This is a genomic window from Arthrobacter sp. SLBN-112, assembly GCF_030944625.1.
Lineage (GTDB): Bacteria > Actinomycetota > Actinomycetes > Actinomycetales > Micrococcaceae > Arthrobacter.
Map to the genome: position 1 here is coordinate 2,088,069 of NZ_JAUSXY010000001.1, position 19,920 is coordinate 2,107,988.

The following is a 19,920-nucleotide window of genomic DNA, read 5'->3' on the forward strand; positions in this document are numbered from 1 at the left end:
AGCACTGAAAGGAGTCCATCATGGGATGGCTTATTTTCCTGATCATCGCGGTTGCCGTAGTCGCCGGGGCGTTCTGGGCCAGAAGGTATTTCCGGCGCGAGATCGATCGCGCCAAGCGGATCAACAGGTCCAACAAGAACCAGTAACACGGGCCCTTCAAAGTTTGCCGGTCTACCGTATTCCTACTTTTCGGTATGCCTAAATTCGCGCTATCCTCGTCTTATTGATGCCCGCAACGACGAGGACACGAAATGGCTGCTCCAACACTGACAGCCGGACCTGCCGCCCCCAAGGCCTGGTCCCGGCTCCTGCTGCTCGGACCTGCCTTCGTGGCGGCCATCGCCTACGTGGATCCGGGCAATGTTGCCGCAAACCTGACCGCTGGTGCCAACTTCGGGTACCTGCTCGTGTGGGTCCTCGTGGCGGCCAACGCCATGGCGGTATTGATCCAGTACCAGTCCGCAAAGCTTGGGCTCGCCACCGGCATGAGCCTGCCGGAAATCCTGGGCAAGCGGCTGGGTACCCGTCGCCGCCGTGCCTTCTGGGCCCAGGCCGAGATTGTGGCCGGGGCTACGGACATGGCCGAGGTGATCGGCGGCGCCGTGGCGCTCAACCTCCTCTTCGGAGTGCCCCTCCTCGCGGGCGGATTCATCATTGGCGTAGCCTCCATGCTGTTGCTGGCACTGCAATCACACCGGAGCCAGAAGTCCTTCGAGATCGCCATCCTGATGCTCCTGGGCGTGATAGCGGTCGGTTTCGTCTCGGGTCTGTTCGTCAGCCCACCTGACGCGGGGGGTGCCCTGGCTGGCCTTGTGCCGCGGTTCGAGGGGACGGATACGGTCCTGCTGGCGGCCAGCATGCTCGGGGCAACCGTCATGCCGCACGCGATCTACCTGCACTCAGCCCTGGCACGGGACCGCCATGGCTTCTCACCGGATCCGCGGGTCCGGTCCCGGCTGATCCGGGCCACGCGCTTTGACGTCGCCGGTGCCCTGCTGCTTGCCGGAATCGTCAATATCGCCATGCTGTTGCTGGCTGCCACAAGCCTCCGCGGCGTGGAGGGAACCGACACCATTGCCGGGGCGCACGCCGCGGTGACGTCGGCGCTCGGACCGGTGATCGGCGTCGTATTCGCCGTGGGCCTGCTGGCCTCGGGCCTGGCCTCCACCTCCGTGGGCTGCTACGCCGGCGCCACGATCATGGGCGGCCTGCTGAAGATGAAGGTTCCCCTCCTGGTCCGGCGGATCATCACCCTTATCCCGGCACTGGTGGTCCTGGGCGCGGGTATTGAACCGACGCTCGCCCTGGTCCTGAGCCAGGTGCTCCTCAGCTTCGGGATTCCGTTCGCGCTGATCCCACTCATCCGGCTCACAGGCAGCCGGGAGGTGATGGGTATCCACGTGGACTCCAAGCCGCTGCGCGTTGCCGGCTGGACGAGTGCCGCGCTGATCGTTGGGCTGAACTGTGTCCTGATAGTCCTCACGGTGTCCGGACATGCCTGAGCCGCAGCCGGCAGCCCTGCGCTAGCTGTCCCGGCGTGCCCGCGCCCGCGAGAGAGCCTGGTACCAGTAGAAGGACCTTTTCGGGGTCCGTTCAAGGGTCTCAAAGTCCACGTGCACCAGGCCAAAACGCTGCGAGTAGCCGGCGGCCCACTCGAAGTTGTCCATCAGGGTCCACACGTAGTAGCCGCGCAGGTCCACGCCGTCCGCAATACCGCCGGGGGCGGTGGCGTCAAGGGCAGTCCCCAGGTGCGCTGCGAGGTAGTCCACCCGGTCGGCGTCCTCCAATGTCCCGGATACACGGTCGGGCTCGGGGAAGCTGGCCCCGCCCTCGGTGATGTACACCGGCGGAAGGGCGTCGCCGTACCGGTCCCGCATTTCCTTTAGCAGGATGCCCAGGTGGTGCGGTGCCACCGGCCAACCGAAGCCGGTGCTGCCGTATTCCGGGTACCCCACCTCGTGGAAGGGAAGCCGGGCCAGCTCCTGGTGCATGTCCGCAGGCAAGGGGGTGATGCCGGGGCCGAGCGCAACCTTGACCGGGAAGTAGTAGTTGAGCCCGTAGAAATCCAGCGGCTGGTGGATGGTCTTCAGGTCTGCGTCGGAGATCCTGCCAATGGAGCGCAGCCACGGCCTGGCGTACAAAGGCAGGGACGGGTACCTGCCAAGCAGGACGGGGTCGGCATAAAGTCGGTTCATCAGCAGGTCGTACAGGTGGGCCACCAGCCGGTCGCCGATCTTCCGGGTTGCGGGCCTCACCGGTGAGTGCAGGTTCGTCAGGCCGATGCCACCGGCAACACCGGCGGCCCGCAGAGCCTGGACTCCCAGGCCGTGCGCCAGGAGCTGGTGGTGGATGGCGGGCAGGGCATTGAACATCAGGCGGCGCCCCGGTGCGTGCACCCCCAGGGCATACCCGTTCAGGGTCACCGAGACGGGTTCATTGAGGGTTACCCACTGCGCCACCCGGTCCCCGAACCGGTCGCCGGCTGCCCTGGCGTATTCGGCAAACCGATGCGCAGTGTCCCGGTTCAGCCAGCCGCCCCGGTGCTCGAGCGGCAGCGGGGTGTCCCAATGGTAGAGGGTGGCCATGGGGGAGATGCCGGCCTCAAGGAGCTCGTCGATCAGTCGGTCGTAGAAGTCCAGGCCCTGGGCATTGAAGCTGCCCTGGCCATCGGGCTGGATACGGGGCCAGGAGAGCGAGAAGCGGTACGAGCCAACGCCCAGCTCCTTGAGCAGCGCCACGTCTTCGGGCAGCCTGTTGTAGTGGTCGCAGGCGACTGCGGGGGAGTGGCCGTCCAGTATCGCCCCGGGTTTTTCGACGAAGGCGTCCCATCCGGAGGGTCCCCGGCCGTCCGCCTTGAGTGCGCCTTCGATCTGGAATGCCGCTGCCGCGACGCCCAGGGTGAACGACGCCGGCACGCGCCCGGCCAGTTCGGTCACCGATTCCGTGCCTTCCATGGTCATGCCCCTATCATCCAGTGGCTTCCCGTCCACGGCAATGGCCGTTGCCGGGCCTGAAAAGGGACGATTCGCATCTGGCCGGGTTTTCCGGCATACTAGATGAGTTGTTCAAGCGCTTCTTCGCGTCCCGATCCGGATAATGCCGGGTGCAGGGTCCAAGCTGAAGTCCAAACATAACCCACCCCCAAGGAACTGCGGATTCATATGCGCGCCCAGCGCGACACGCCCGACCGCGGGGGTCGGTTACGCCGGCAAGGTGAGGAACCCGGATTTATCCGGATTCAGTTTGTGCGGCGGATGGTGGTCACGACCTCAAATGCTTCGGCAGCCATACAACGAGTAAGTGAACAGGGCAGCCCTAAACCGGGGAAGCACAGACTGAAAGAGAGTCAGGCGACATGGCGGGACAAAAAATCCGCATCCGGCTGAAGTCATACGACCACGAGGTCATTGACGTTTCAGCACGGAAGATCGTTGAGACGGTCACGCGCGCAGGCGCAACGGTAGTTGGCCCCGTGCCGCTGCCGACGGAGAAGAACGTGTACTGCGTGATCCGCTCTCCGCACAAGTACAAGGACAGCCGCGAGCACTTTGAAATGCGCACGCACAAGCGTCTTATCGACATCATCGATCCCACGCCGAAGGCCGTCGACTCGCTCATGCGTCTCGACCTGCCGGCTGACGTGAACATCGAAATCAAGCTGTAGGGAGGTGCTGAGAAACTATGACCGCAACCCGTAACGTAAAGGGCCTGCTGGGCACGAAGCTCGGCATGACCCAGGTCTGGGACGAGAACAACAAGCTCATCCCCGTCACTGTGGTCCAGGCAGACTCGAACGTCATCACCCAGCTGCGCAACGCTGAGACCGATGGTTACGTCGCCGTTCAGATCGGCTACGGCCAGATCGATCCCCGCAAGGTCACCAAGCCGCTGGCTGGTCACTTTGAAAAGGCAGGCGTCACGCCTCGCCGCCACGTCGTCGAACTCCGTACCGCAGATGCTGCCGAGTACGAGCTGGGCCAGGAGCTCTCCGTAGAGCTCTTCGAAGCCGGCCAGAAGATCGACGTCATCGGCACCACCAAGGGTAAGGGCTTCGCCGGTGTTATGAAGCGTCACGGCTTCCACGGCGTCGGCGCTTCCCACGGTGCCCACAAGAACCACCGTAAGCCCGGTTCAATCGGTGGCGCATCCACCCCGAGCCGCGTCTTCAAGGGCATGAAAATGGCCGGCCGCATGGGCGCCGTTCGTCACACCACGCTGAACCTCACCGTTCACGCGGTTGACGTCGAGAAGTCGCTGCTCCTGATCAAGGGCGCCGTTCCCGGTGCCCGCGGCCAGGTCGTCTTCGTACGCACCGCCGTGAAGGGAGCCTAGTTCAATGGCTAACACTGTCCAGGTTGACCTGCCTGCAGAGATCTTCGACGTTCAGACCAACGTGCCCCTGCTGCACCAGGTTGTCGTTGCTCAGCTCGCTGCTGCACGCCAGGGAACCCACAAGACCAAGACCCGCGCCGAAGTTTCCGGTGCAGGACGCAAGCCGTTCAAGCAGAAGGGCACCGGCCGCGCCCGTCAGGGTTCAATCCGTGCTCCTCACATGACCGGCGGTGGCGTTGTCCACGGTCCCACCCCGCGTGACTACAGCCAGCGCACCCCCAAGAAGATGATTGCTGCTGCACTGCGTGGCGCACTCTCCGACCGGGCCCGCAACGGACGCATCCACGTTGTCGCAGAACTGGTTGAAGGCACCAAGCCCTCCGCCAAGACCGCACTGGCAACGCTCCGCGGTGTTTCCGACCGCAAGAACCTGCTGGTCGTCATCGAGCGCGATAACGACGTTGCCGCACTGTCCGTGCGCAACCTCGCCGGCGTTCACGTTCTGTACGCAGACCAGCTGAACACCTACGACGTTCTCGTCTCCGATGACGTTGTCTTCACCAAGGCAGCCTACGAAGCATTCGTAGCCGCCAAGGCAGCTAAGAACGAGGAGGATGCCAAGTGAGTGCAGCCACCATCAAGGATCCCCGCGACGTCGTGCTTGCACCCGTCGTGTCGGAAAAGAGCTACGGCCTGATCGACGAGGGCAAGTACACCTTCCTGGTGGACCCCCGTTCGAACAAGACCGAGATCAAGCTGGCCGTGGAGAAAATCTTCTCCGTCAAGGTCGAATCGATCAACACCATCAACCGTGCCGGTAAGCGCAAGCGCACCAAATTCGGATGGGGTACCCGCAAGAACACCAAGCGTGCGATTGTCACCCTCAAAGAAGGCACCATCGACATCTTCGGCGGTCCGCTCGCGTAGCGGAGACCACTTTAACGAGGAAATAAATTATGGGAATCCGTAAGTACAAGCCGACTACCCCGGGCCGACGCGGCTCGAGCGTAGCGGACTTTATCGAAATCACGCGGTCGACGCCGGAAAAGTCGTTGGTACGTCCGCTGCCCAAGAAGGGCGGCCGTAACAACACCGGTAAGATCACCACCCGTCACAAGGGTGGTGGACACAAGCGCCAGTACCGTCTGATCGACTTCCGTCGCCACGACAAGGACGGCGTCAACGCCCGCGTTGCCGAAATCGAGTACGATCCGAACCGCACGGCTCGCATCGCCCTCCTGCACTACGTTGATGGCACCAAGCGTTACATCATCGCCCCCAACAAGCTCTCCCAGGGTGACGTTGTTGAGGCAGGTGCCGGTGCTGACATCAAGCCCGGTAACAACCTGCCCCTGCTGAACATCCCGGTGGGTACCGTCATCCACGCAGTTGAACTGCGTCCGGGCGGCGGCGCCAAGATGGGCCGCTCCGCCGGTGCATCCATCCAGCTCGTTGCCAAGGAAGGCCGTTTCGCCCAGCTGCGTCTGCCTTCCGGCGAAATCCGCAACGTTGACGTGCGCTGCCGCGCAACCGTCGGCGAGGTCGGCAACGCCGAGCAGTCGAACATCAACTGGGGCAAGGCCGGCCGTATGCGGTGGAAGGGCGTCCGCCCGACCGTCCGTGGTGTCGCCATGAACCCGGTTGACCACCCGCACGGTGGTGGTGAGGGTAAGACGTCCGGTGGACGTAACCCCGTCAACCCGAACGGTAAGCGTGAAGGCCGCACCCGCCGCCCGAACAAAGAGAGCGACAAGCTTATTGTGCGTCGCCGTCGTACTGGCAAGAACAAGCGATAGGAGCCTGGACACATGCCACGCAGCCTGAAAAAAGGTCCTTTCGTTGACCAGCACCTCTTTGTGAAGGTCGCCAGGGAAAACGAAAAGGGCACCAAGAACGTCATCAAGACCTGGTCACGCCGTTCGATGATCATCCCCGACATGCTCGGGCACACGATCGCCGTACACGACGGACGCAAGCACATCCCGGTGTTTGTCACTGAGTCGATGGTCGGGCACAAGCTCGGCGAATTCGCTCCCACGCGGACATTCCGCGGCCATGTCAAGGACGACCGTAAGGGCAAGCGCCGCTAGGCGCCTGCGTTTACGTCAAAGACGAGAGAAGGAAAGCAATGGAAGCCAAGGCAATTGCGCGCCACATCCGCGTAACGCCTATGAAGGCCCGGCGCGTCGTCAACCTTGTTCGTGGATTGCAAGCGAATGAGGCTCTGGCAATTCTGAAGTTTGCCCCACAGGCAGCTTCGGAGCCGGTATTCAAGGTAGTTCAGTCGGCAATCTCCAACGCCCGGGTCCTCGCGGACCGCGACGGCGTGGCGTTTGACGAAGGTGACCTCATCATCAGCGAAGCGTTTGTTGATGAAGGCCCGACCATGAAGCGGTTCCAGCCGCGTGCCCAGGGTCGTGCATTTCAGATCAAGAAGCGCACCAGCCACATCACCGTGGTAGTCGCTACCCCGGAGAAAGAGGAGGCTCGCTAAGTGGGACAGAAAGTAAACCCGCACGGGTTCCGACTCGGCATCACCACCGATCACGTATCGCACTGGTTCGCTGACAGCACCAAGGCCGGCCAGCGGTACAAGGACTTCGTTCGCGAAGACATCCGTATCCGCCAGCTCATGTCCACGGGCATGGAGCGCGCCGGTATCGCCAAGGTTGAGATCGAGCGCACCCGTGACCGCGTCCGCGTGGACATCCACACGGCACGTCCCGGCATCGTCATCGGCCGCCGTGGAGCAGAAGCAGACCGCATCCGCGGCGAGCTCGAAAAGCTCACCGGCAAGCAGGTTCAGCTGAACATCCTCGAGGTCAAGAACCCCGAGATGGAAGCCCAGCTTGTGGCCCAGGGCGTTGCAGAGCAGCTGACTTCCCGCGTGGCCTTCCGCCGCGCGATGAAGAAGGCCATGCAGTCCGCACAGCGTGCAGGTGCCAAGGGCATCCGCATTGCCTGCTCGGGCCGTCTTGGTGGCGCTGAAATGTCCCGCTCGGAGTTCTACCGCGAAGGCCGTGTGCCCCTGCACACCCTCCGTGCGAACATCGACTACGGCTTCTACGAAGCCAAGACCACCTTCGGCCGCATCGGCGTGAAGGTCTGGATCTACAAGGGCGACGTCACTGCCAAGGAACTGGCCGCCCAGGCTGCTTCGGCACCGTCCCGCGGCAACCGTGGCGAGCGTCCCGGCCGTCCGGGTGGCGCCGACCGCGGTGACCGCCGTCGTCGCAACGACCGCCCGGCCGCTGACGCAGCTCCTGCTGCCGAAGCTCCGGCAGCTGAAGCTGCACCTGCAGCAGCAGAAGGAGGACAGGCTTAAATGCTTATCCCACGTCGAGTCAAGCACCGTAAGCAGCACCACCCGGGTCGTTCCGGCGCTGCCACGGGCGGCACCGAGGTCTCGTTCGGTGAGTGGGGTATCCAGGCTCTGAGCCCGGCATACGTCACCAACCGTCAGATCGAATCTGCCCGTATCGCGATGACCCGCCACATCAAGCGTGGCGGTAAGGTCTGGATCAACATCTACCCGGACCGTCCCCTGACCAAGAAGCCGGCCGAAACCCGCATGGGTTCCGGTAAGGGTTCACCGGAATGGTGGGTCGCCAACGTCAAGCCGGGTCGGGTTCTGTTCGAACTCTCCGGTGTCAATGAAGAGGTAGCTCGCGAGGCCCTGCGCCTGGCAATCCACAAGCTGCCGTTGAAGGCACGCATTGTGCGTCGCGAAGGTGGTGAGTAGAAATGGCAGTAGGATCCAAGGATCTGGCTCCCGCACAGCTGGACGGTTTCGACAACGAGCGTCTCGTTGAAGAACTCCGCAAGGCCAAGGAAGAGCTGTTCAACCTGCGTTTCCAGTCCGCCACCGGACAGCTGGAGAACCACGGTCGCCTGCGTGCAGTAAAGAAGGACATTGCCCGCATCTACACCGTTCTCCGCGAACGCGAGCTGGGCATTCGTGCCGAGGTTGCCGCACCGGTTGTGGAAGCCAAGGAAGAAAAGAAGTCCAAGAAGGCTGCAACCAAGAAGGCCGAAAAGGCTGAAACGGTTGAGACCGAGGAGGATGCCAAGTGAGTGAAAAGGACGAGAACGTGACGGAAACTGCTACCGCCGCCAAGGCTGGGGAGCGCGGTTACCGCAAGACGCGTCGCGGCTACGTGGTCTCCGACAAGATGGAAAAGACCATCGTTGTCGAGGTTGAGGACCGCGTAAAGCACGCCCTGTACGGCAAGGTTATCCGCCGTACCTCCAAGGTCAAGGCACACGACGAAGAGAACACCGCCGGCATCGGCGACCTCGTTGTCATCGCCGAGACCCGTCCGCTGTCCGCCACCAAGAACTGGCGGCTCGTGGAAATCCTCGAGAAGGCCAAGTAGCACCTGCTGCTTCGCTGTTGCCCCTGCTCCCTTACGGGAGCGGGGGCTTCCTCGTTTAAGCCGTGCGGCGGCCCCGTGCCCCGGCGTGCGGCACGCGCAGCAGCCTTTGCTGGAGACGACGACGGCGGGCTTGCGCCGATCCGGGGGAGTGGCACCGCAGGCGGCCCGAAAGGCTGCGCCGGGTGACGTCGTCGTCCATCTTGCAGTGCGGGCGCGGAGGGTGATATGGGGACTGGCGGAATACGTGCTAGGATATTGAGTTTGTATGGCGCCTTTTGCGCGCTGTCATCAACCTCGTAAACAAGCGTGCCACAGCATAGTGCCCCTGTGCGCCCGGGATCCGTCCCGGACTGGATGGGAGCAACTGCTTCCGGCACGGGCGTTTAGGCCTGGTCTGGCAAAATCCAGGCAGGTCAAGAGACACCCCGATCAACCGTTCCGCAAGGCTCATTCCGTAGCAAGATCACGGCCTGAGAACCGGCGCGACGCAAGGAGTAAATAGTGATTCAGCAGGAGTCGCGACTCAAGGTCGCCGACAACACGGGTGCTAAGGAAATCCTTACCATTCGCGTTCTCGGTGGATCCGGCCGTCGCTACGCAGGCATCGGTGACGTCATCGTCGCCACCGTCAAGGATGCAATCCCGGGCGGCAACGTAAAGAAGGGCGATGTGGTCAAGGCCGTCATCGTCCGTACCAAGAAGGAACGCCGCCGTGCGGACGGTTCCTACATCAAGTTTGACGAGAACGCAGCTGTGATCCTGAAGAACGACGGTGACCCCCGCGGCACCCGTATCTTCGGACCGGTTGGTCGTGAACTGCGTGACAAGAAGTTCATGAAGATCGTTTCTCTGGCTCCGGAGGTGCTCTAGTCCATGGCTGCAAAGATCAAGAAGGGTGACCTGGTTCAGGTCATCACTGGCGCCAAGGCTGAGCGCGGCGGCGACCGCGGCAAGCAGGGCAAGGTTCTGCGCGTATTCACCGACACCAACCGCGTGCTGGTTGAGGGTATCAACCGCGTCACCAAGCACACCCGGGTTGGACAGTCGCAGCGCGGCACCAAGACCGGCGGCATCGAGGTCGTAGAGGCCCCGATCCACATTTCCAACGTGGCCCTGGTTGACCCGTCGACCAAGAAGCCGACCCGCGTGGGCTTCCGCCTCGACACGGTGGAGAAGAACGGCGTCAACAAGACCGTCCGCATCCGCGTGTCCAAGAGCACCGGGAAGGACATCTAATGACTGAGACCATCGACGACTCCGGCAACGAAGATCGTTCCCCGTCTGAAGACCAAGTACGCCGAATCCATCAAGACTGCGCTCCAGGATGAATTCAAGTACTCGAACGTGAACCAGGTACCCCGTCTGGTGAAGGTTGTTGTGAACATGGGTGTTGGAGATGCCGCCAAGGACTCCAAGCTGATCGACGGCGCTGTCCGCGACCTCACCCAGATCACCGGCCAGAAGCCGCAGGTTACCAAGGCCCGCAAGTCGATCGCACAGTTCAAGCTGCGCGAAGGCATGCCCATCGGTGCACACGCAACCCTGCGTGGCGACCGTATGTGGGAATTCGTGGACCGCCTGGTTAGCCTCGCACTGCCCCGTATCCGCGACTTCCGCGGCCTCAGCGGCAAGCAGTTCGATGGCAACGGCAACTACACCTTCGGTCTGACCGAGCAGGTTATGTTCCACGAAATCGACCAGGACAAGATCGACCGCGTCCGCGGTATGGACATCACGGTTGTCACCACTGCGAAGACCGATGACGAAGGCCGTGCGCTGCTCAAGGCGCTTGGTTTCCCGTTCAAAACCGAAGCTTAATTAACTACGTAAAAGGTCCGGCTGCTCCGCTCCCCACGGGACGGAATGGCGGAAACCGTTATGAGGAAGGGCATGAGCCCACATGACAATGACAGATCCTGTCGCAGATATGCTTACGCGCCTGCGTAACGCAAACTCGGCTTACCACGACTCCGTGACTATGCCGTACAGCAAGCTCAAGGCACGCGTTGCCGACATCCTCAAGGCCGAAGGTTTCATCGCCGGCTGGAAGGAAGAGGACGCTGAGGTTGGCAAGAAGCTGACCCTCGAACTCAAGTTCGGTCCGAACCGCGAGCGTTCCATCGCCGGTGTACGCCGGATCTCCAAGCCGGGTCTCCGCGTTTACGCGAAGTCCACCAACCTGCCGCACGTGCTCGGTGGCCTGGGTATCGCAATCCTGTCCACCTCTTCCGGCCTCCTGACTGACAAGCAGGCCGGCAAGAAGGGCGTGGGCGGCGAAGTCCTCGCGTACGTCTGGTAACGGGAAAGGAAGAGAATAATGTCACGTATTGGACGTCTCCCCATCACCGTTCCTGCCGGCGTTGAGGTCAAGGTTGACGGCTCTGTCGTCAGCGTCAAGGGTTCCAAGGGGGAACTGACCCACACTGTGGCCAGCCCCATCGAGGTTGCCCTGGACGAGAACACCCTGACCGTTTCCCGCCCGAACGATGAGCGCGCCTCCCGTTCGCTCCACGGCCTGACCCGCACCCTGATCGCCAACATGATCCAGGGTGTCACCGCAGGCTACGAGAAGAAGCTTGAAATCGTTGGTACCGGTTACCGCGTTCAGGCCAAGGGATCAGACCTTGAGTTCGCTCTCGGCTACAGCCACCCGGTCAGCGTTTCCGCTCCGGCTGGCATCACCTTTGCAGTAGAGGGTCCGACCAAGCTCTCTGTCTCAGGCATCAACAAGCAGCAGGTCGGCGAAGTTGCTGCCAACATTCGCAAGCTGCGCAAGCCTGACCCGTACAAGGGCAAGGGCATTCGTTACGCCGGCGAAGTCATCCGCCGCAAGGTCGGAAAGGCTGGTAAGTAACCATGGCCATCGCCATTAACAAGAAGCGTACGAACAAGAGCAAGGCTGCTGCACGCAGCCGTCGCCAGCTTCGTATCCGCAAGCGCATTGCCGGCACGGCTGCCCGCCCCCGTTTGGTGGTCAACCGCTCCGCACGCCACGTATTTGTCCAGGTTGTCGATGACAGCATTGGCCAGACCGTAGCAAGCGCGTCCACTCTGGAAGCTGACCTTCGTGCATTCGACGGTGACAAGACTGCCAAGGCCAAGCGCGTCGGCGAGCTCGTTGCCGAACGTGCCAAGGCTGCCGGCGTCGAGGCTGTCGTTTTCGACCGTGGTGGTAACAAGTACCACGGCCGGATCGCTGCCGTCGCCGACGGTGCACGCGAAGGTGGGCTGTCACTGTGACCGAAGCAAACAAGGGAAAAGGACACTGTGTCTGCAGATCAGAAGGCGCCCGAAGCCGCAGCTGCTGAGACCACTGCCCCCGCTGCCGAGGACCGCCGTGGTGGCGCCCGTCGGGGCGAGCGTGGAGACCGTGGCCAGGGCCGCGGCGACCGCGGTGGCCGTGGTGGCCGCGACGGTGGCCGTGAAGCCGAAAAGAACCAGTTCGTAGAGCGCGTTGTCACCATCAACCGCGTTTCCAAGGTCGTCAAGGGTGGTCGTCGCTTCAGCTTCACCGCTCTGGTGGTCGTTGGTGACGGGAACGGCATGGTCGGCGTCGGCTACGGCAAGGCCAAGGAAGTTCCCGCTGCTATCGCCAAGGGCGTTGAAGAGGCCAAGAAGTCCTTCTTCCGCGTTCCCCGCGTCGGCAGCACCATCCCGCACCGCGTTCAGGGTGAAGCCGCTGCCGGCGTCGTAATGCTGCGTCCGGCTTCCGCCGGTACCGGTGTTATCGCCGGTGGTCCGGTCCGTGCAGTATTGGAGTGCGTGGGTATCCACGACATCCTCTCCAAGTCGCTCGGTTCCTCCAACGCCATCAACATCGTCCACGCGACCGTTGATGCCCTGAAGCGCCTCGAAGAGCCGGCATCCGTGGCAGCACGCCGCGGCCTGCCGCTGGACGAGGTTGCCCCGCCGGCACTGGTGAAGGCCCTTCTCGCACCGAAGGCAGGTGCCTAGTCATGGCTAAGAACCTGGTCCCCTCCGACGCTCAGTTGGAGATCACTCAGATCAAGTCCGCCATTGGCGGCAAGCAGAACCAGCGCGATACCCTGCGGTCCCTCGGCCTGAAGCGGATCGGGCACACCGTTGTCCGCACCGCCGACGCCGTGACCGTCGGGATGATCAACACGGTTCCGCACCTGGTAAAGGTAGAGGAGGCGAAGTAAATGGCAGAGAACACTGCTGATAAGGCACAGGCTGCTGAGAAGCAGAACGCCCTGAAGGTTCACCACCTGCGTCCCGCTCCGGGTGCCAAGACCGCCAAGACCCGTGTTGGTCGTGGTGAGGCATCCAAGGGTAAGACCGCCGGCCGCGGTACCAAGGGTACGGCTGCCCGCTACCAGGTGAAGGCTGGCTTTGCCGGCGGCCAGTTGCCGCTGCACATGCGCCTGCCGAAGCTGCGCGGCTTCAAGAACCCGTTCCGGGTTGAGTTCCAGGTTGTAAACCTGGACAAGCTCAACGAGCTGTTCCCGGAAGGTGGCGCAGTCACCGTGGAGAACCTGGTCGAAAAGGGTGCCGTTCGCAAGAACCAGCCCGTCAAGGTGCTGGGCACCGGCGACATCACCGTCAAGGTTGACATCACCGCCCACGCATTCTCGGCCAGCGCCGCTGAAAAGATTGCCGCAGCAGGCGGAAGCACCACCGCCCTCTAAAGGGACGGCGCCAGCTGTTGAACTCCCGGTATCCGCGGGCCTCGGCCCCGGATACCGGGAGTTTTTCATATCCGCCGGACGAATTTTTCCTGCCATCCGGCGTACCTTGGCCGGTACGGATTGTTCGCATGGCGCATCCAACCGTTAGACTCGGATGTCGGGATTTATCAAATTCCGCAACCCCACTCTTATTGACACCACAGGAGGACGCTTGCTTAGCGCATTTGGCCGGGCCTTTCGCACGCCTGATCTGCGGCGCAAGTTGTTGTTCACGCTGGGAATCATCACCATCTTCCGCTTGGGTGCTTTCATTCCCTCGCCAGGTGTGAACTACCAGAATGTCCAGCAATGCTTGCATAACGGTCAGACTGCCGGCGGGCTGTACCAGCTCGTCAACCTCTTCAGCGGCGGCGCGTTGCTCCAGGTGTCCATCTTCGCCTTGGGCATCATGCCGTACATCACGGCCAGCATCATCGTTCAGCTCCTCCGGGTGGTCATTCCCCGGTTCCAGGAGCTTTACGACGAGGGCGCGTCAGGCCAGTCCAAGCTGACCCAGTACACCCGCTACCTCACCATTGCCCTGGGCTTGCTCAACGCCACCACCCTGGTGTCCCTGGCCCGTTCCGGCCAGCTGCTGCCAGGCTGCCAGCTCCCCATAATCCCGGATACAAGCATCATCACCACCATCCTGATCATCATCACGCTCACGGCCGGCACCGGCCTGATCATGTGGATGGGCGAGCTTGTCACCGAAAAGGGTGTGGGTAATGGCATGTCGCTGCTGATCTTCACCTCCATCGCAGCGCAGTTCCCCACCTCGCTCGGAGCGATCTGGACCTCCCAGGGACCGGGGACCTTCTTCCTCGTCCTGGTGGTGGGCCTGCTGACGGTCGCGCTGGTGGTCTTCGTGGAACAGTCACAGCGGCGCGTCCCGGTCCAGTACGCCAAGCGTATGATCGGCCGGCGCACGGTGGGTGGCACCAGCACCTACATCCCCATCAAGGTGAACATGGCCGGCGTCATTCCGGTGATCTTCGCTTCCTCCATGCTCTACATTCCCGGGCTGATTGCGCAGTTCAACCAGCCCAAGAACGGCGAGCAGCTCCAGCCGTGGGTTGAATGGATCAACAACAACCTGACCCGCGGTGACCACCCGATCTACATGGTGGTCTATTTCCTGCTGATCGTGTTCTTCACCTACTTCTACGTCGCGATTACCTTCAACCCTGAAGAAGTCTCAGACAACATGAAGAAGTACGGCGGCTTCATTCCAGGTATCCGCGCCGGCCGGCCGACCGCGGACTACCTGCAGTACGTGCTCTCGCGGATCACCCTGCCCGGCGCCCTCTACCTGGGCTTCGTGGCACTGATTCCGCTGGTGGCACTGGTGCTGATCAACGCAAACCAGAACTTCCCGTTCGGTGGCACCTCGATCCTGATCATGGTGGGCGTTGGCCTGGAGACCGTCAAGCAGATTGATGCGCAGCTACAACAACGTCACTACGAAGGGCTTTTGCGATGACGAGAATGCTGATTATTGGACCTCCCGGTTCCGGAAAAGGAACGCAGGCGGAGCGGATTTCAGAACGCCTCGGCGTTGTGGCCATCTCCACCGGCGACATTTTCCGTGCCAACGTGAAGGGCGAAACCCCGCTCGGCATCGAGGCCAAGAAGTACATGGACAACGGTGACTTCGTTCCGGACAGCGTGACCAACAAGATGGTCCGCGACCGCCTGGGCGAGTCCGACGTCGAAAACGGCTTCCTGCTGGACGGCTACCCGCGCACCACCGCGCAGGTGGACTACCTTGACGAGATCCTCGCCGACGGCGACGAGAAGCTCGACGTGGTGCTGCAGTTGACGGCCGACGACGAAGAGCTGGTGCACCGTCTCCTGGGCCGGGCCAAGGAGACGGGCCGGAGCGACGACAATGAAGCCGTCATCCGCCACCGCCTTGATCTTTACCACGAGCAGACGGAAGCCGTAGTGGCGAAGTACGCCGAGCGCGGCATCCTGACCCAGGTGGACGGGATCGGTCCCATCGACGAAGTAACCGACCGCGTGATGCAGGCCATCAAGGCCGCACAGGCAGCCTGACTTAAGGCGCCACGGTTATCGAGGCTCCTCCCGGAATCCGGGAGGAGCCTCAGCCATTTGAAAGGACACACCATGGCCTTCGGCCAACCCCGCATCGAATACAAGAACAACGCCCAGATGCGCACCATGCACGAGGCCGGACTGGTCCTCAGCCGCGCGCTGGACGCCGCCGTCGCCGCCGCGGTGCCGGGGGTCACCACCAAGCACCTGGACGACGTCTTCGCGGCAATCCTCAACGAAGCAGGCGCGAAGTCCAACTTCCTGGGCTACCACGGCTTCCCGGCCACCATCTGCACCTCTGTCAACGAGGAGGTGGTCCACGGCATCCCGGGCAGCCGTGTCCTGCAGGACAGCGACATCATTTCCATCGACGGCGGGGCGATCGTTAACGGCTGGCACTCTGATTCCGCCCGGACCGTGATCGTGGGAACCGTGGACCCTGAGGACCAGCGGCTCTCCGACGTCACCCAGGCGGCCATGTGGCGGGGCATTGCGGCACTGGCCACGGGCAGCCACGTGGGCGATGTCGGCGCCGCCATCGACGATTACGTCTCCTCCGTACCCGGCAAGCCCCTGGGCATCCTGGAGGACTACGTGGGCCATGGCATCGGCTCAGAGATGCACATGGCACCTGACGTGCTGAACTACCGCACCAACCACCGCGGCCCCAAGATCAAGCCGGGCCTGTGCCTTGCCATCGAACCCATGCTGGTCCGCGGCAGCATCGACACCGCGGTGCTGGACGACGACTGGACCGTGGTCACCACCGACGGCAAGCGGTCCTGCCAGTGGGAGCATTCGGTTGCGGTGCATGAGAAGGGCATCTGGGTGCTGTCAGCTCCCGACGGCGGCGCGGAGCAGCTGGTGCCCCTCGGCGTCACGCCCGTCCCCATCCCTTAAGGCGCGGTGGTTGAGCCTGTCGAAATCCAAGACCGGGTTTCGACAGGCTCAACCACCGGAGCGTGTAGCGCTATGCCTTCAGTTTGGGCTTGACGTCCCGGTCGTAGATGCCCTGCAGGGTGCTCTTCAGGTCCGTCATGGAGGACTTGACGTCGCCCTGCTGGGTGAGGATCTTCGCGGCAGCCTTGGCCATCTCCTGGTCTGCGCCCGGCAGGAACACCCTGGCGTTGTCCTGGACCTTGGTCACGGCCAGCTGGTCCATCGCCGTCTTGATCTGCGGTGTCTTGGCGAGGACAGCCGCCATGTCGGCCGATTTGCGGATGGGCATGTAGCCGGTGGCGGCCGAGAACTCCGCAGTGCTTTCCGGCTGCGTGACGAACTTCAGGAACGTACCCGCGGCAAGCTGTTCTTCTTTGGTGATTCCGCTCGGGATGCCCAGGCCTGCGCCGCCGGTGGGGCATACGTTGGACTGCGCTTTCGGACCTCCAGGCAGGAAGCCAACGCCGACATTGAACTTGGCGGACTTCAGGATCCCCAGCAGGGAGCCCGTGGAGGAGATGGTGGTGGAGGTCAGCCCGGCCGAGAAATCGTCAGCGGCTTCCTTGGACGAAACGCCTGCCCACTTGTCCTTGTAGATCGAATCCTGGGCCCACTGCAGCGCCGCCACGGATTCGGCGGAGTCGCATGTGATGTCCCATTCCTTGGACCAGCCGCCGCCCCAGCCCCACAGCATGTTCTGCAGCGTCCACCCAGCGTAGCCGGCCAGGGCCGGGTAGATGTAGGCGTACTGGGCGCCGGAGCTCGCCTTGAGCTTGGGTGCCCATTCACCGAACTCGTCCCAGGTCTTGGGTGCGCGGTCGGGCAGGCCGGCCGCGGCGAAGTGATCCTTGTTGTAGTAGAACAGCGGCGTTGAGCGGCCGTAAGGGAGCGCCCACTGCTTGCCGTCGTATTTGTAGTCATCCACCAGGGACTGCTGGAAATCGTCCATCTTCATGTCCAGCTGCTTGGTGAGGCTGTCCACGGGGATGATGCTGCCGTTGGTGTAGTAGCGGAACCACCAGACATCGGACAGGACCACGACGCCCGGGAGGCCCGACTTGGCCGCCTGGGCTGTCTGGAACTTCTGGGCGATTTCCTCGTAGTTGGCGCCGGCCGTTACCAGGTTGACCGTGATGTCCGGGTTCTGGGCGTGGAATTTGTCGATCAAGCTCTTTTCCACGTCCTGGGACTGGCCAGGGTGGCTGGACCAGAAGTCGATCTTGGCCGCGGGCTTCACTCCGTTGAAGTCGATGTCGGCCGCTTGGGACGTGGCCTGGCCGCCACCAGTGGTTGAGGGTCCGCCGCATGCTGCCAGGGCGGCTGCGGAGGCGGTGGCCCCTGCCAGGCCCAGGAAATGCCTCCGGTCCAGATGCAATGCCATGAGAGTTCCTTTCGGTTGTTGCCTTGTGGAAGTGGGATGTACGACGGCGACCGGCAGCTTAGCCGGTCACGCTGCCTTGGGTGAGGCCCGCCACGATGTAGCGCTGCAGGGCCGCGAAGATGATCAGGATGGGCACGATGACCAGGACCGCACCGGCCATGAGCACGCCCCAGCCGGCCGCGTTGCTCTCATTGTTTTGCAGCAGGGTGAGGCCCACGGGGAGCGTCATGGTCTCTGGCCGGTCCGTGATGATCAACGGCCAGATGTAGTCGTTCCATTCGGTCACGATGGTTACCAGCGCCACCGTGGCGATGGACGGAACGGAGACCGGAACCACGATCTGCCAGAGACGGCGCCAATGCCCGGCGCCGTCCATCTCTGCTGATTCCAGGATGGAGGCGGGCAGGGTCCGGAAGTGCTGGCGCAGAAGGAATGTGCCGAATGCGGTGCCGAGGCCCGGCAGGATGATGCCCCACAGGGTGTTCTTTCCGCCGATCCCGGCGATCAGGATGAAGTTGGGCAGGATGGAGACCTGCGGCGGCACCATGAGCGCCACCAGGATCAACAGGAAGATGAAGTTCCGGAACGGAAAGCGGACAAAGACCAGGGCGTAAGCCGTCAGGATGGCGAGCAGCACCTTGATGGTGGCCCCGGCCAGGGTCACGATGGTGCTGTTCAGGAAGAACTGTCCGAACGGGACCGTGGTCATGGCGGTCCGGTAGTTCTCCAGGTTCAGGCTCTCCGGGAGGATCTTGAGGTCCGTGGTGACAATCTCGCCTGACGACTTGAAGGAGCTGAGGACCATCCAGAGCAGGGGCAGGAACACCACCAGCGTGGCCACGAGCAGCGGCAGGTAACCGCCAACAACGGTCTGGACGAGGTTTCGGCGCGAGAAGGGACGGTCAGGGCTAAGTTCGGGATCCGGCGACGCAACCGCCGGGGCGGCCGGATCCGGGTTGACCGGTGATAGCGATGTCACGAGTAGTGCACCTTTCGTTCCACGAAGCGCAGCTGCAGCACGGTGATCACCAGGAGGATCGCAAACAGCACTACAGAAATGGCTGCCGAGTATCCGGCCCGGTTGTAGGCGCCGAACGCCTGGAGGTAGGCCTCGTAGATCAGGGTGCTGGTGCCGGTGCCCAGCGGCGTCATGATGCGAATGAGGTCGAAGGCCTGCAGCGAACTCAGCATGGTGGTGATGAGGAGGAAGAACGTGGTGGGGGACAGCAGCGGCAGCGAGATGCTGAGGAAACGCCGGAATCCGTTCGCACCGTCGAGGGAAGCCGCCTCCATCACGTCCTTCGGAAGGGACTGGAGCCCGGCGAGGTACACCACTGCGCAATAGCCCAGGTTCTTCCAGACGTATACCAGGATCACCATGACCAGCGACAGCTGGGGATCGTTGATCCATTGCGGGCTCCGTTGGCCGATGCCCCGCAGCAGCCAGGCGAGGACGCCATAGCCGGGGTCGAAAATGAACAGCCAGACGAGGCCGACGCCCACGCCGGAGAGCACGTACGGGGCAAACACGGCGGACCGGGCAAACGTTGTGCCACGGACCGTCCCGTTCAAAGCCACCGCCACCAGCAGGCCCAGCAGCATGGATCCGCCCACGGTCACCACGGTGAACACTGCGGTGGTCCCCAGGACTTTGGGGGCGTCATTGCTGCTGAAGAAGGTGACGTAGTTGGCGAGGCCCACCACCGTGGCGGTGGGGGAGCCCAGCGTCCAGTCCAGCGTGGAGTAGTACATGTTGCTGATGAGCGGACGATAGGTGAAAACGGCGATCAGCACCAGGTTGGGCAGCGCCATTGCAAGGAAAACAAAGAAGTCCCGGCGGTTCCTTGCGGTCCACCGCCGGTGCGGAATTTTGGCTGTCGGTCCGGGCGGCCGCTTGGGCTTGGCGGACGGATGCGGGGCGAGTTGACGGGTCATGCGTGTCTCTCCCGGGTCGGGAGCCTGCTTGTAGCGGGCACTGGCTGAATCTAGGGACTAACTACACCAGACCGTCAGTGGGCTGAAGCCCGCATCTGCCCTTCTCAAAGGACTGTTATCCAAGGCTTCGTCGCCCGTTAACGCTGTGTTGGATGCAGTCTCGCATAAAGTTTGGCCTTGCGGCAGGGGGGTGCCCGCGAAGTGGAGAATA

29 protein-coding genes are annotated in these 19,920 nt (G+C 62.7%); 25 read left to right on the forward strand and 4 right to left on the reverse strand.

Annotated features, from left to right (window positions below):
- The first annotated feature begins 20 nt into the window (after positions 1–20).
- A complete protein-coding gene (locus QF050_RS09825; protein WP_308930277.1) occupies positions 21–146 on the forward strand; it encodes a hypothetical protein in 126 nt (41 codons plus the stop codon).
- A 105-nt stretch (positions 147–251) separates the two neighbouring features.
- Entirely contained in the window at positions 252–1,502 is a 1,251-nt protein-coding gene (locus tag QF050_RS09830; RefSeq protein ID WP_308930278.1) for an Nramp family divalent metal transporter, read from the forward strand.
- A gap of 21 nt (positions 1,503–1,523) precedes the next feature.
- On the opposite strand, the gene QF050_RS09835 is transcribed toward QF050_RS09830, so the two are convergent.
- Positions 1,524–2,960 (reverse strand): GH1 family beta-glucosidase, encoded by a 1,437-nt coding sequence (locus tag QF050_RS09835; RefSeq protein WP_308930279.1) that lies wholly within the window; start codon positions 2,958–2,960, stop codon positions 1,524–1,526.
- A 395-nt stretch (positions 2,961–3,355) separates the two neighbouring features.
- On the opposite strand from QF050_RS09835, the gene rpsJ reads away from it, so the two are divergent.
- The 23 genes from rpsJ (at position 3,356) to map (ending at position 16,354) form a co-directional block, all read left to right on the forward strand.
- Positions 3,356–3,664, forward strand: coding sequence for a 30S ribosomal protein S10 (gene rpsJ, locus QF050_RS09840; protein WP_003803825.1), 309 nt, complete (start codon positions 3,356–3,358; stop codon positions 3,662–3,664).
- A gap of 17 nt (positions 3,665–3,681) precedes the next feature.
- Positions 3,682–4,332: a 50S ribosomal protein L3 gene (gene rplC, locus QF050_RS09845; RefSeq protein WP_308930280.1), complete on the forward strand. Its 651-nt coding sequence runs from the start codon at positions 3,682–3,684 to the stop codon at positions 4,330–4,332.
- 4 nt (positions 4,333–4,336) lie between these two features.
- Positions 4,337–4,957 carry a 50S ribosomal protein L4 gene (gene rplD, locus QF050_RS09850; protein WP_018760455.1) on the forward strand — a complete coding sequence of 207 codons (621 nt, stop codon included), beginning with the start codon at positions 4,337–4,339 and terminating at the stop codon, positions 4,955–4,957.
- Positions 4,954–5,259, forward strand: a complete 306-nt coding sequence (gene rplW / locus QF050_RS09855; RefSeq protein WP_011692807.1) for a 50S ribosomal protein L23 — start codon at positions 4,954–4,956, stop codon at positions 5,257–5,259. The genes rplD and rplW overlap by 4 nt, the downstream gene beginning before the upstream one ends.
- Before the next feature lie 29 nt (positions 5,260–5,288).
- The gene (rplB, locus tag QF050_RS09860) at positions 5,289–6,128 is read left to right on the forward strand and encodes a 50S ribosomal protein L2 (RefSeq protein WP_026264302.1); all 840 of its coding nucleotides are present in this window, start codon (positions 5,289–5,291) and stop codon (positions 6,126–6,128) included.
- A 12-nt stretch (positions 6,129–6,140) separates the two neighbouring features.
- Positions 6,141–6,422, forward strand: a complete 282-nt coding sequence (gene rpsS, locus QF050_RS09865) for a 30S ribosomal protein S19 (RefSeq protein WP_003803803.1) — start codon at positions 6,141–6,143, stop codon at positions 6,420–6,422.
- 38 nt (positions 6,423–6,460) lie between these two features.
- Positions 6,461–6,826, forward strand: a complete 366-nt coding sequence (gene rplV / locus QF050_RS09870; protein WP_009358304.1) for a 50S ribosomal protein L22 — start codon at positions 6,461–6,463, stop codon at positions 6,824–6,826.
- Complete coding sequence (gene rpsC, locus QF050_RS09875; protein WP_308930281.1) at positions 6,827–7,657, forward strand: 30S ribosomal protein S3; 831 nt, start codon at positions 6,827–6,829, stop codon at positions 7,655–7,657.
- The gene (gene rplP / locus QF050_RS09880; protein ID WP_015937848.1) at positions 7,658–8,074 is read left to right on the forward strand and encodes a 50S ribosomal protein L16; all 417 of its coding nucleotides are present in this window, start codon (positions 7,658–7,660) and stop codon (positions 8,072–8,074) included.
- Between the two features lie 2 nt (positions 8,075–8,076).
- Entirely contained in the window at positions 8,077–8,406 is a 330-nt protein-coding gene (rpmC, locus tag QF050_RS09885; protein WP_018760452.1) for a 50S ribosomal protein L29, read from the forward strand.
- Positions 8,403–8,708, forward strand: coding sequence for a 30S ribosomal protein S17 (gene rpsQ, locus QF050_RS09890; protein WP_018760451.1), 306 nt, complete (start codon positions 8,403–8,405; stop codon positions 8,706–8,708). The genes rpmC and rpsQ overlap by 4 nt, the downstream gene beginning before the upstream one ends.
- A 501-nt stretch (positions 8,709–9,209) precedes the next feature.
- Positions 9,210–9,578: a 50S ribosomal protein L14 gene (gene rplN / locus QF050_RS09895; RefSeq protein WP_003803789.1), complete on the forward strand. Its 369-nt coding sequence runs from the start codon at positions 9,210–9,212 to the stop codon at positions 9,576–9,578.
- A 3-nt stretch (positions 9,579–9,581) separates the two neighbouring features.
- Complete coding sequence (gene rplX, locus QF050_RS09900; protein WP_308930282.1) at positions 9,582–9,944, forward strand: 50S ribosomal protein L24; 363 nt, start codon at positions 9,582–9,584, stop codon at positions 9,942–9,944.
- 3 nt (positions 9,945–9,947) lie between these two features.
- The gene (gene rplE / locus QF050_RS09905; RefSeq protein WP_308932141.1) at positions 9,948–10,526 is read left to right on the forward strand and encodes a 50S ribosomal protein L5; all 579 of its coding nucleotides are present in this window, start codon (positions 9,948–9,950) and stop codon (positions 10,524–10,526) included.
- An 82-nt stretch (positions 10,527–10,608) separates the two neighbouring features.
- Positions 10,609–11,007 (forward strand): 30S ribosomal protein S8, encoded by a 399-nt coding sequence (gene rpsH / locus QF050_RS09910; protein ID WP_018760448.1) that lies wholly within the window; start codon positions 10,609–10,611, stop codon positions 11,005–11,007.
- Between the two features lie 18 nt (positions 11,008–11,025).
- Positions 11,026–11,562 carry a 50S ribosomal protein L6 gene (gene rplF / locus QF050_RS09915; protein ID WP_018769140.1) on the forward strand — a complete coding sequence of 179 codons (537 nt, stop codon included), beginning with the start codon at positions 11,026–11,028 and terminating at the stop codon, positions 11,560–11,562.
- A 2-nt stretch (positions 11,563–11,564) separates the two neighbouring features.
- Entirely contained in the window at positions 11,565–11,948 is a 384-nt protein-coding gene (gene rplR / locus QF050_RS09920; RefSeq protein ID WP_018760446.1) for a 50S ribosomal protein L18, read from the forward strand.
- A 27-nt stretch (positions 11,949–11,975) separates the two neighbouring features.
- A complete protein-coding gene (gene rpsE / locus QF050_RS09925) occupies positions 11,976–12,662 on the forward strand; it encodes a 30S ribosomal protein S5 (protein WP_308930283.1) in 687 nt (228 codons plus the stop codon).
- 2 nt (positions 12,663–12,664) lie between these two features.
- Complete coding sequence (rpmD, locus tag QF050_RS09930; protein WP_018760444.1) at positions 12,665–12,871, forward strand: 50S ribosomal protein L30; 207 nt, start codon at positions 12,665–12,667, stop codon at positions 12,869–12,871.
- Complete coding sequence (gene rplO / locus QF050_RS09935; protein WP_308930284.1) at positions 12,872–13,357, forward strand: 50S ribosomal protein L15; 486 nt, start codon at positions 12,872–12,874, stop codon at positions 13,355–13,357.
- A gap of 211 nt (positions 13,358–13,568) precedes the next feature.
- Positions 13,569–14,879, forward strand: coding sequence for a preprotein translocase subunit SecY (gene secY, locus QF050_RS09940; RefSeq protein WP_308930285.1), 1,311 nt, complete (start codon positions 13,569–13,571; stop codon positions 14,877–14,879).
- A gap of 5 nt (positions 14,880–14,884) precedes the next feature.
- On the forward strand, positions 14,885–15,454 hold the full coding sequence (locus QF050_RS09945) for an adenylate kinase (protein ID WP_308932142.1): 570 nt from the start codon (positions 14,885–14,887) through the stop codon (positions 15,452–15,454).
- Positions 15,455–15,526: 72 nt separating this feature from the next.
- Positions 15,527–16,354: a type I methionyl aminopeptidase gene (gene map / locus QF050_RS09950; protein WP_308930286.1), complete on the forward strand. Its 828-nt coding sequence runs from the start codon at positions 15,527–15,529 to the stop codon at positions 16,352–16,354.
- A 70-nt stretch (positions 16,355–16,424) separates the two neighbouring features.
- Here map and QF050_RS09955 read toward each other — a convergent pair whose 3' ends face one another.
- Genes QF050_RS09955 through QF050_RS09965 form a run of 3 tightly spaced genes read right to left on the reverse strand, consistent with a single transcriptional unit; the run spans position 16,425 to position 19,709 of the window.
- Positions 16,425–17,774 (reverse strand): ABC transporter substrate-binding protein, encoded by a 1,350-nt coding sequence (locus QF050_RS09955; protein WP_308930287.1) that lies wholly within the window; start codon positions 17,772–17,774, stop codon positions 16,425–16,427.
- Positions 17,775–17,832: 58 nt separating this feature from the next.
- Entirely contained in the window at positions 17,833–18,753 is a 921-nt protein-coding gene (locus QF050_RS09960; protein ID WP_308930288.1) for a carbohydrate ABC transporter permease, read from the reverse strand.
- Positions 18,750–19,709: a sugar ABC transporter permease gene (locus tag QF050_RS09965; protein WP_308930289.1), complete on the reverse strand. Its 960-nt coding sequence runs from the start codon at positions 19,707–19,709 to the stop codon at positions 18,750–18,752. The genes QF050_RS09960 and QF050_RS09965 overlap by 4 nt, the downstream gene beginning before the upstream one ends.
- Positions 19,710–19,920 lie beyond the last annotated feature (211 nt).

Coding starts and splice junctions, on each gene's coding strand:
- QF050_RS09825 (WP_308930277.1), top strand. CDS start 21: ATGGGATGGCTTATTTTCCTGATCATCGCGGTTGCCGTAGTCGCCGGG.
- QF050_RS09830 (WP_308930278.1), top strand. CDS start 252: ATGGCTGCTCCAACACTGACAGCCGGACCTGCCGCCCCCAAGGCCTGG.
- QF050_RS09835 (WP_308930279.1), bottom strand. CDS start 2,960: ATGACCATGGAAGGCACGGAATCGGTGACCGAACTGGCCGGGCGCGTG.
- rpsJ (WP_003803825.1), top strand. CDS start 3,356: ATGGCGGGACAAAAAATCCGCATCCGGCTGAAGTCATACGACCACGAG.
- rplC (WP_308930280.1), top strand. CDS start 3,682: ATGACCGCAACCCGTAACGTAAAGGGCCTGCTGGGCACGAAGCTCGGC.
- rplD (WP_018760455.1), top strand. CDS start 4,337: ATGGCTAACACTGTCCAGGTTGACCTGCCTGCAGAGATCTTCGACGTT.
- rplB (WP_026264302.1), top strand. CDS start 5,289: ATGGGAATCCGTAAGTACAAGCCGACTACCCCGGGCCGACGCGGCTCG.
- rpsS (WP_003803803.1), top strand. CDS start 6,141: ATGCCACGCAGCCTGAAAAAAGGTCCTTTCGTTGACCAGCACCTCTTT.
- rplV (WP_009358304.1), top strand. CDS start 6,461: ATGGAAGCCAAGGCAATTGCGCGCCACATCCGCGTAACGCCTATGAAG.
- rplP (WP_015937848.1), top strand. CDS start 7,658: ATGCTTATCCCACGTCGAGTCAAGCACCGTAAGCAGCACCACCCGGGT.
- rpmC (WP_018760452.1), top strand. CDS start 8,077: ATGGCAGTAGGATCCAAGGATCTGGCTCCCGCACAGCTGGACGGTTTC.
- rplX (WP_308930282.1), top strand. CDS start 9,582: ATGGCTGCAAAGATCAAGAAGGGTGACCTGGTTCAGGTCATCACTGGC.
- rpsH (WP_018760448.1), top strand. CDS start 10,609: ATGACAATGACAGATCCTGTCGCAGATATGCTTACGCGCCTGCGTAAC.
- rplF (WP_018769140.1), top strand. CDS start 11,026: ATGTCACGTATTGGACGTCTCCCCATCACCGTTCCTGCCGGCGTTGAG.
- rplR (WP_018760446.1), top strand. CDS start 11,565: ATGGCCATCGCCATTAACAAGAAGCGTACGAACAAGAGCAAGGCTGCT.
- rpmD (WP_018760444.1), top strand. CDS start 12,665: ATGGCTAAGAACCTGGTCCCCTCCGACGCTCAGTTGGAGATCACTCAG.
- rplO (WP_308930284.1), top strand. CDS start 12,872: ATGGCAGAGAACACTGCTGATAAGGCACAGGCTGCTGAGAAGCAGAAC.
- QF050_RS09945 (WP_308932142.1), top strand. CDS start 14,885: ATGCTGATTATTGGACCTCCCGGTTCCGGAAAAGGAACGCAGGCGGAG.
- map (WP_308930286.1), top strand. CDS start 15,527: ATGGCCTTCGGCCAACCCCGCATCGAATACAAGAACAACGCCCAGATG.
- QF050_RS09955 (WP_308930287.1), bottom strand. CDS start 17,774: ATGGCATTGCATCTGGACCGGAGGCATTTCCTGGGCCTGGCAGGGGCC.
- QF050_RS09965 (WP_308930289.1), bottom strand. CDS start 19,709: ATGACCCGTCAACTCGCCCCGCATCCGTCCGCCAAGCCCAAGCGGCCG.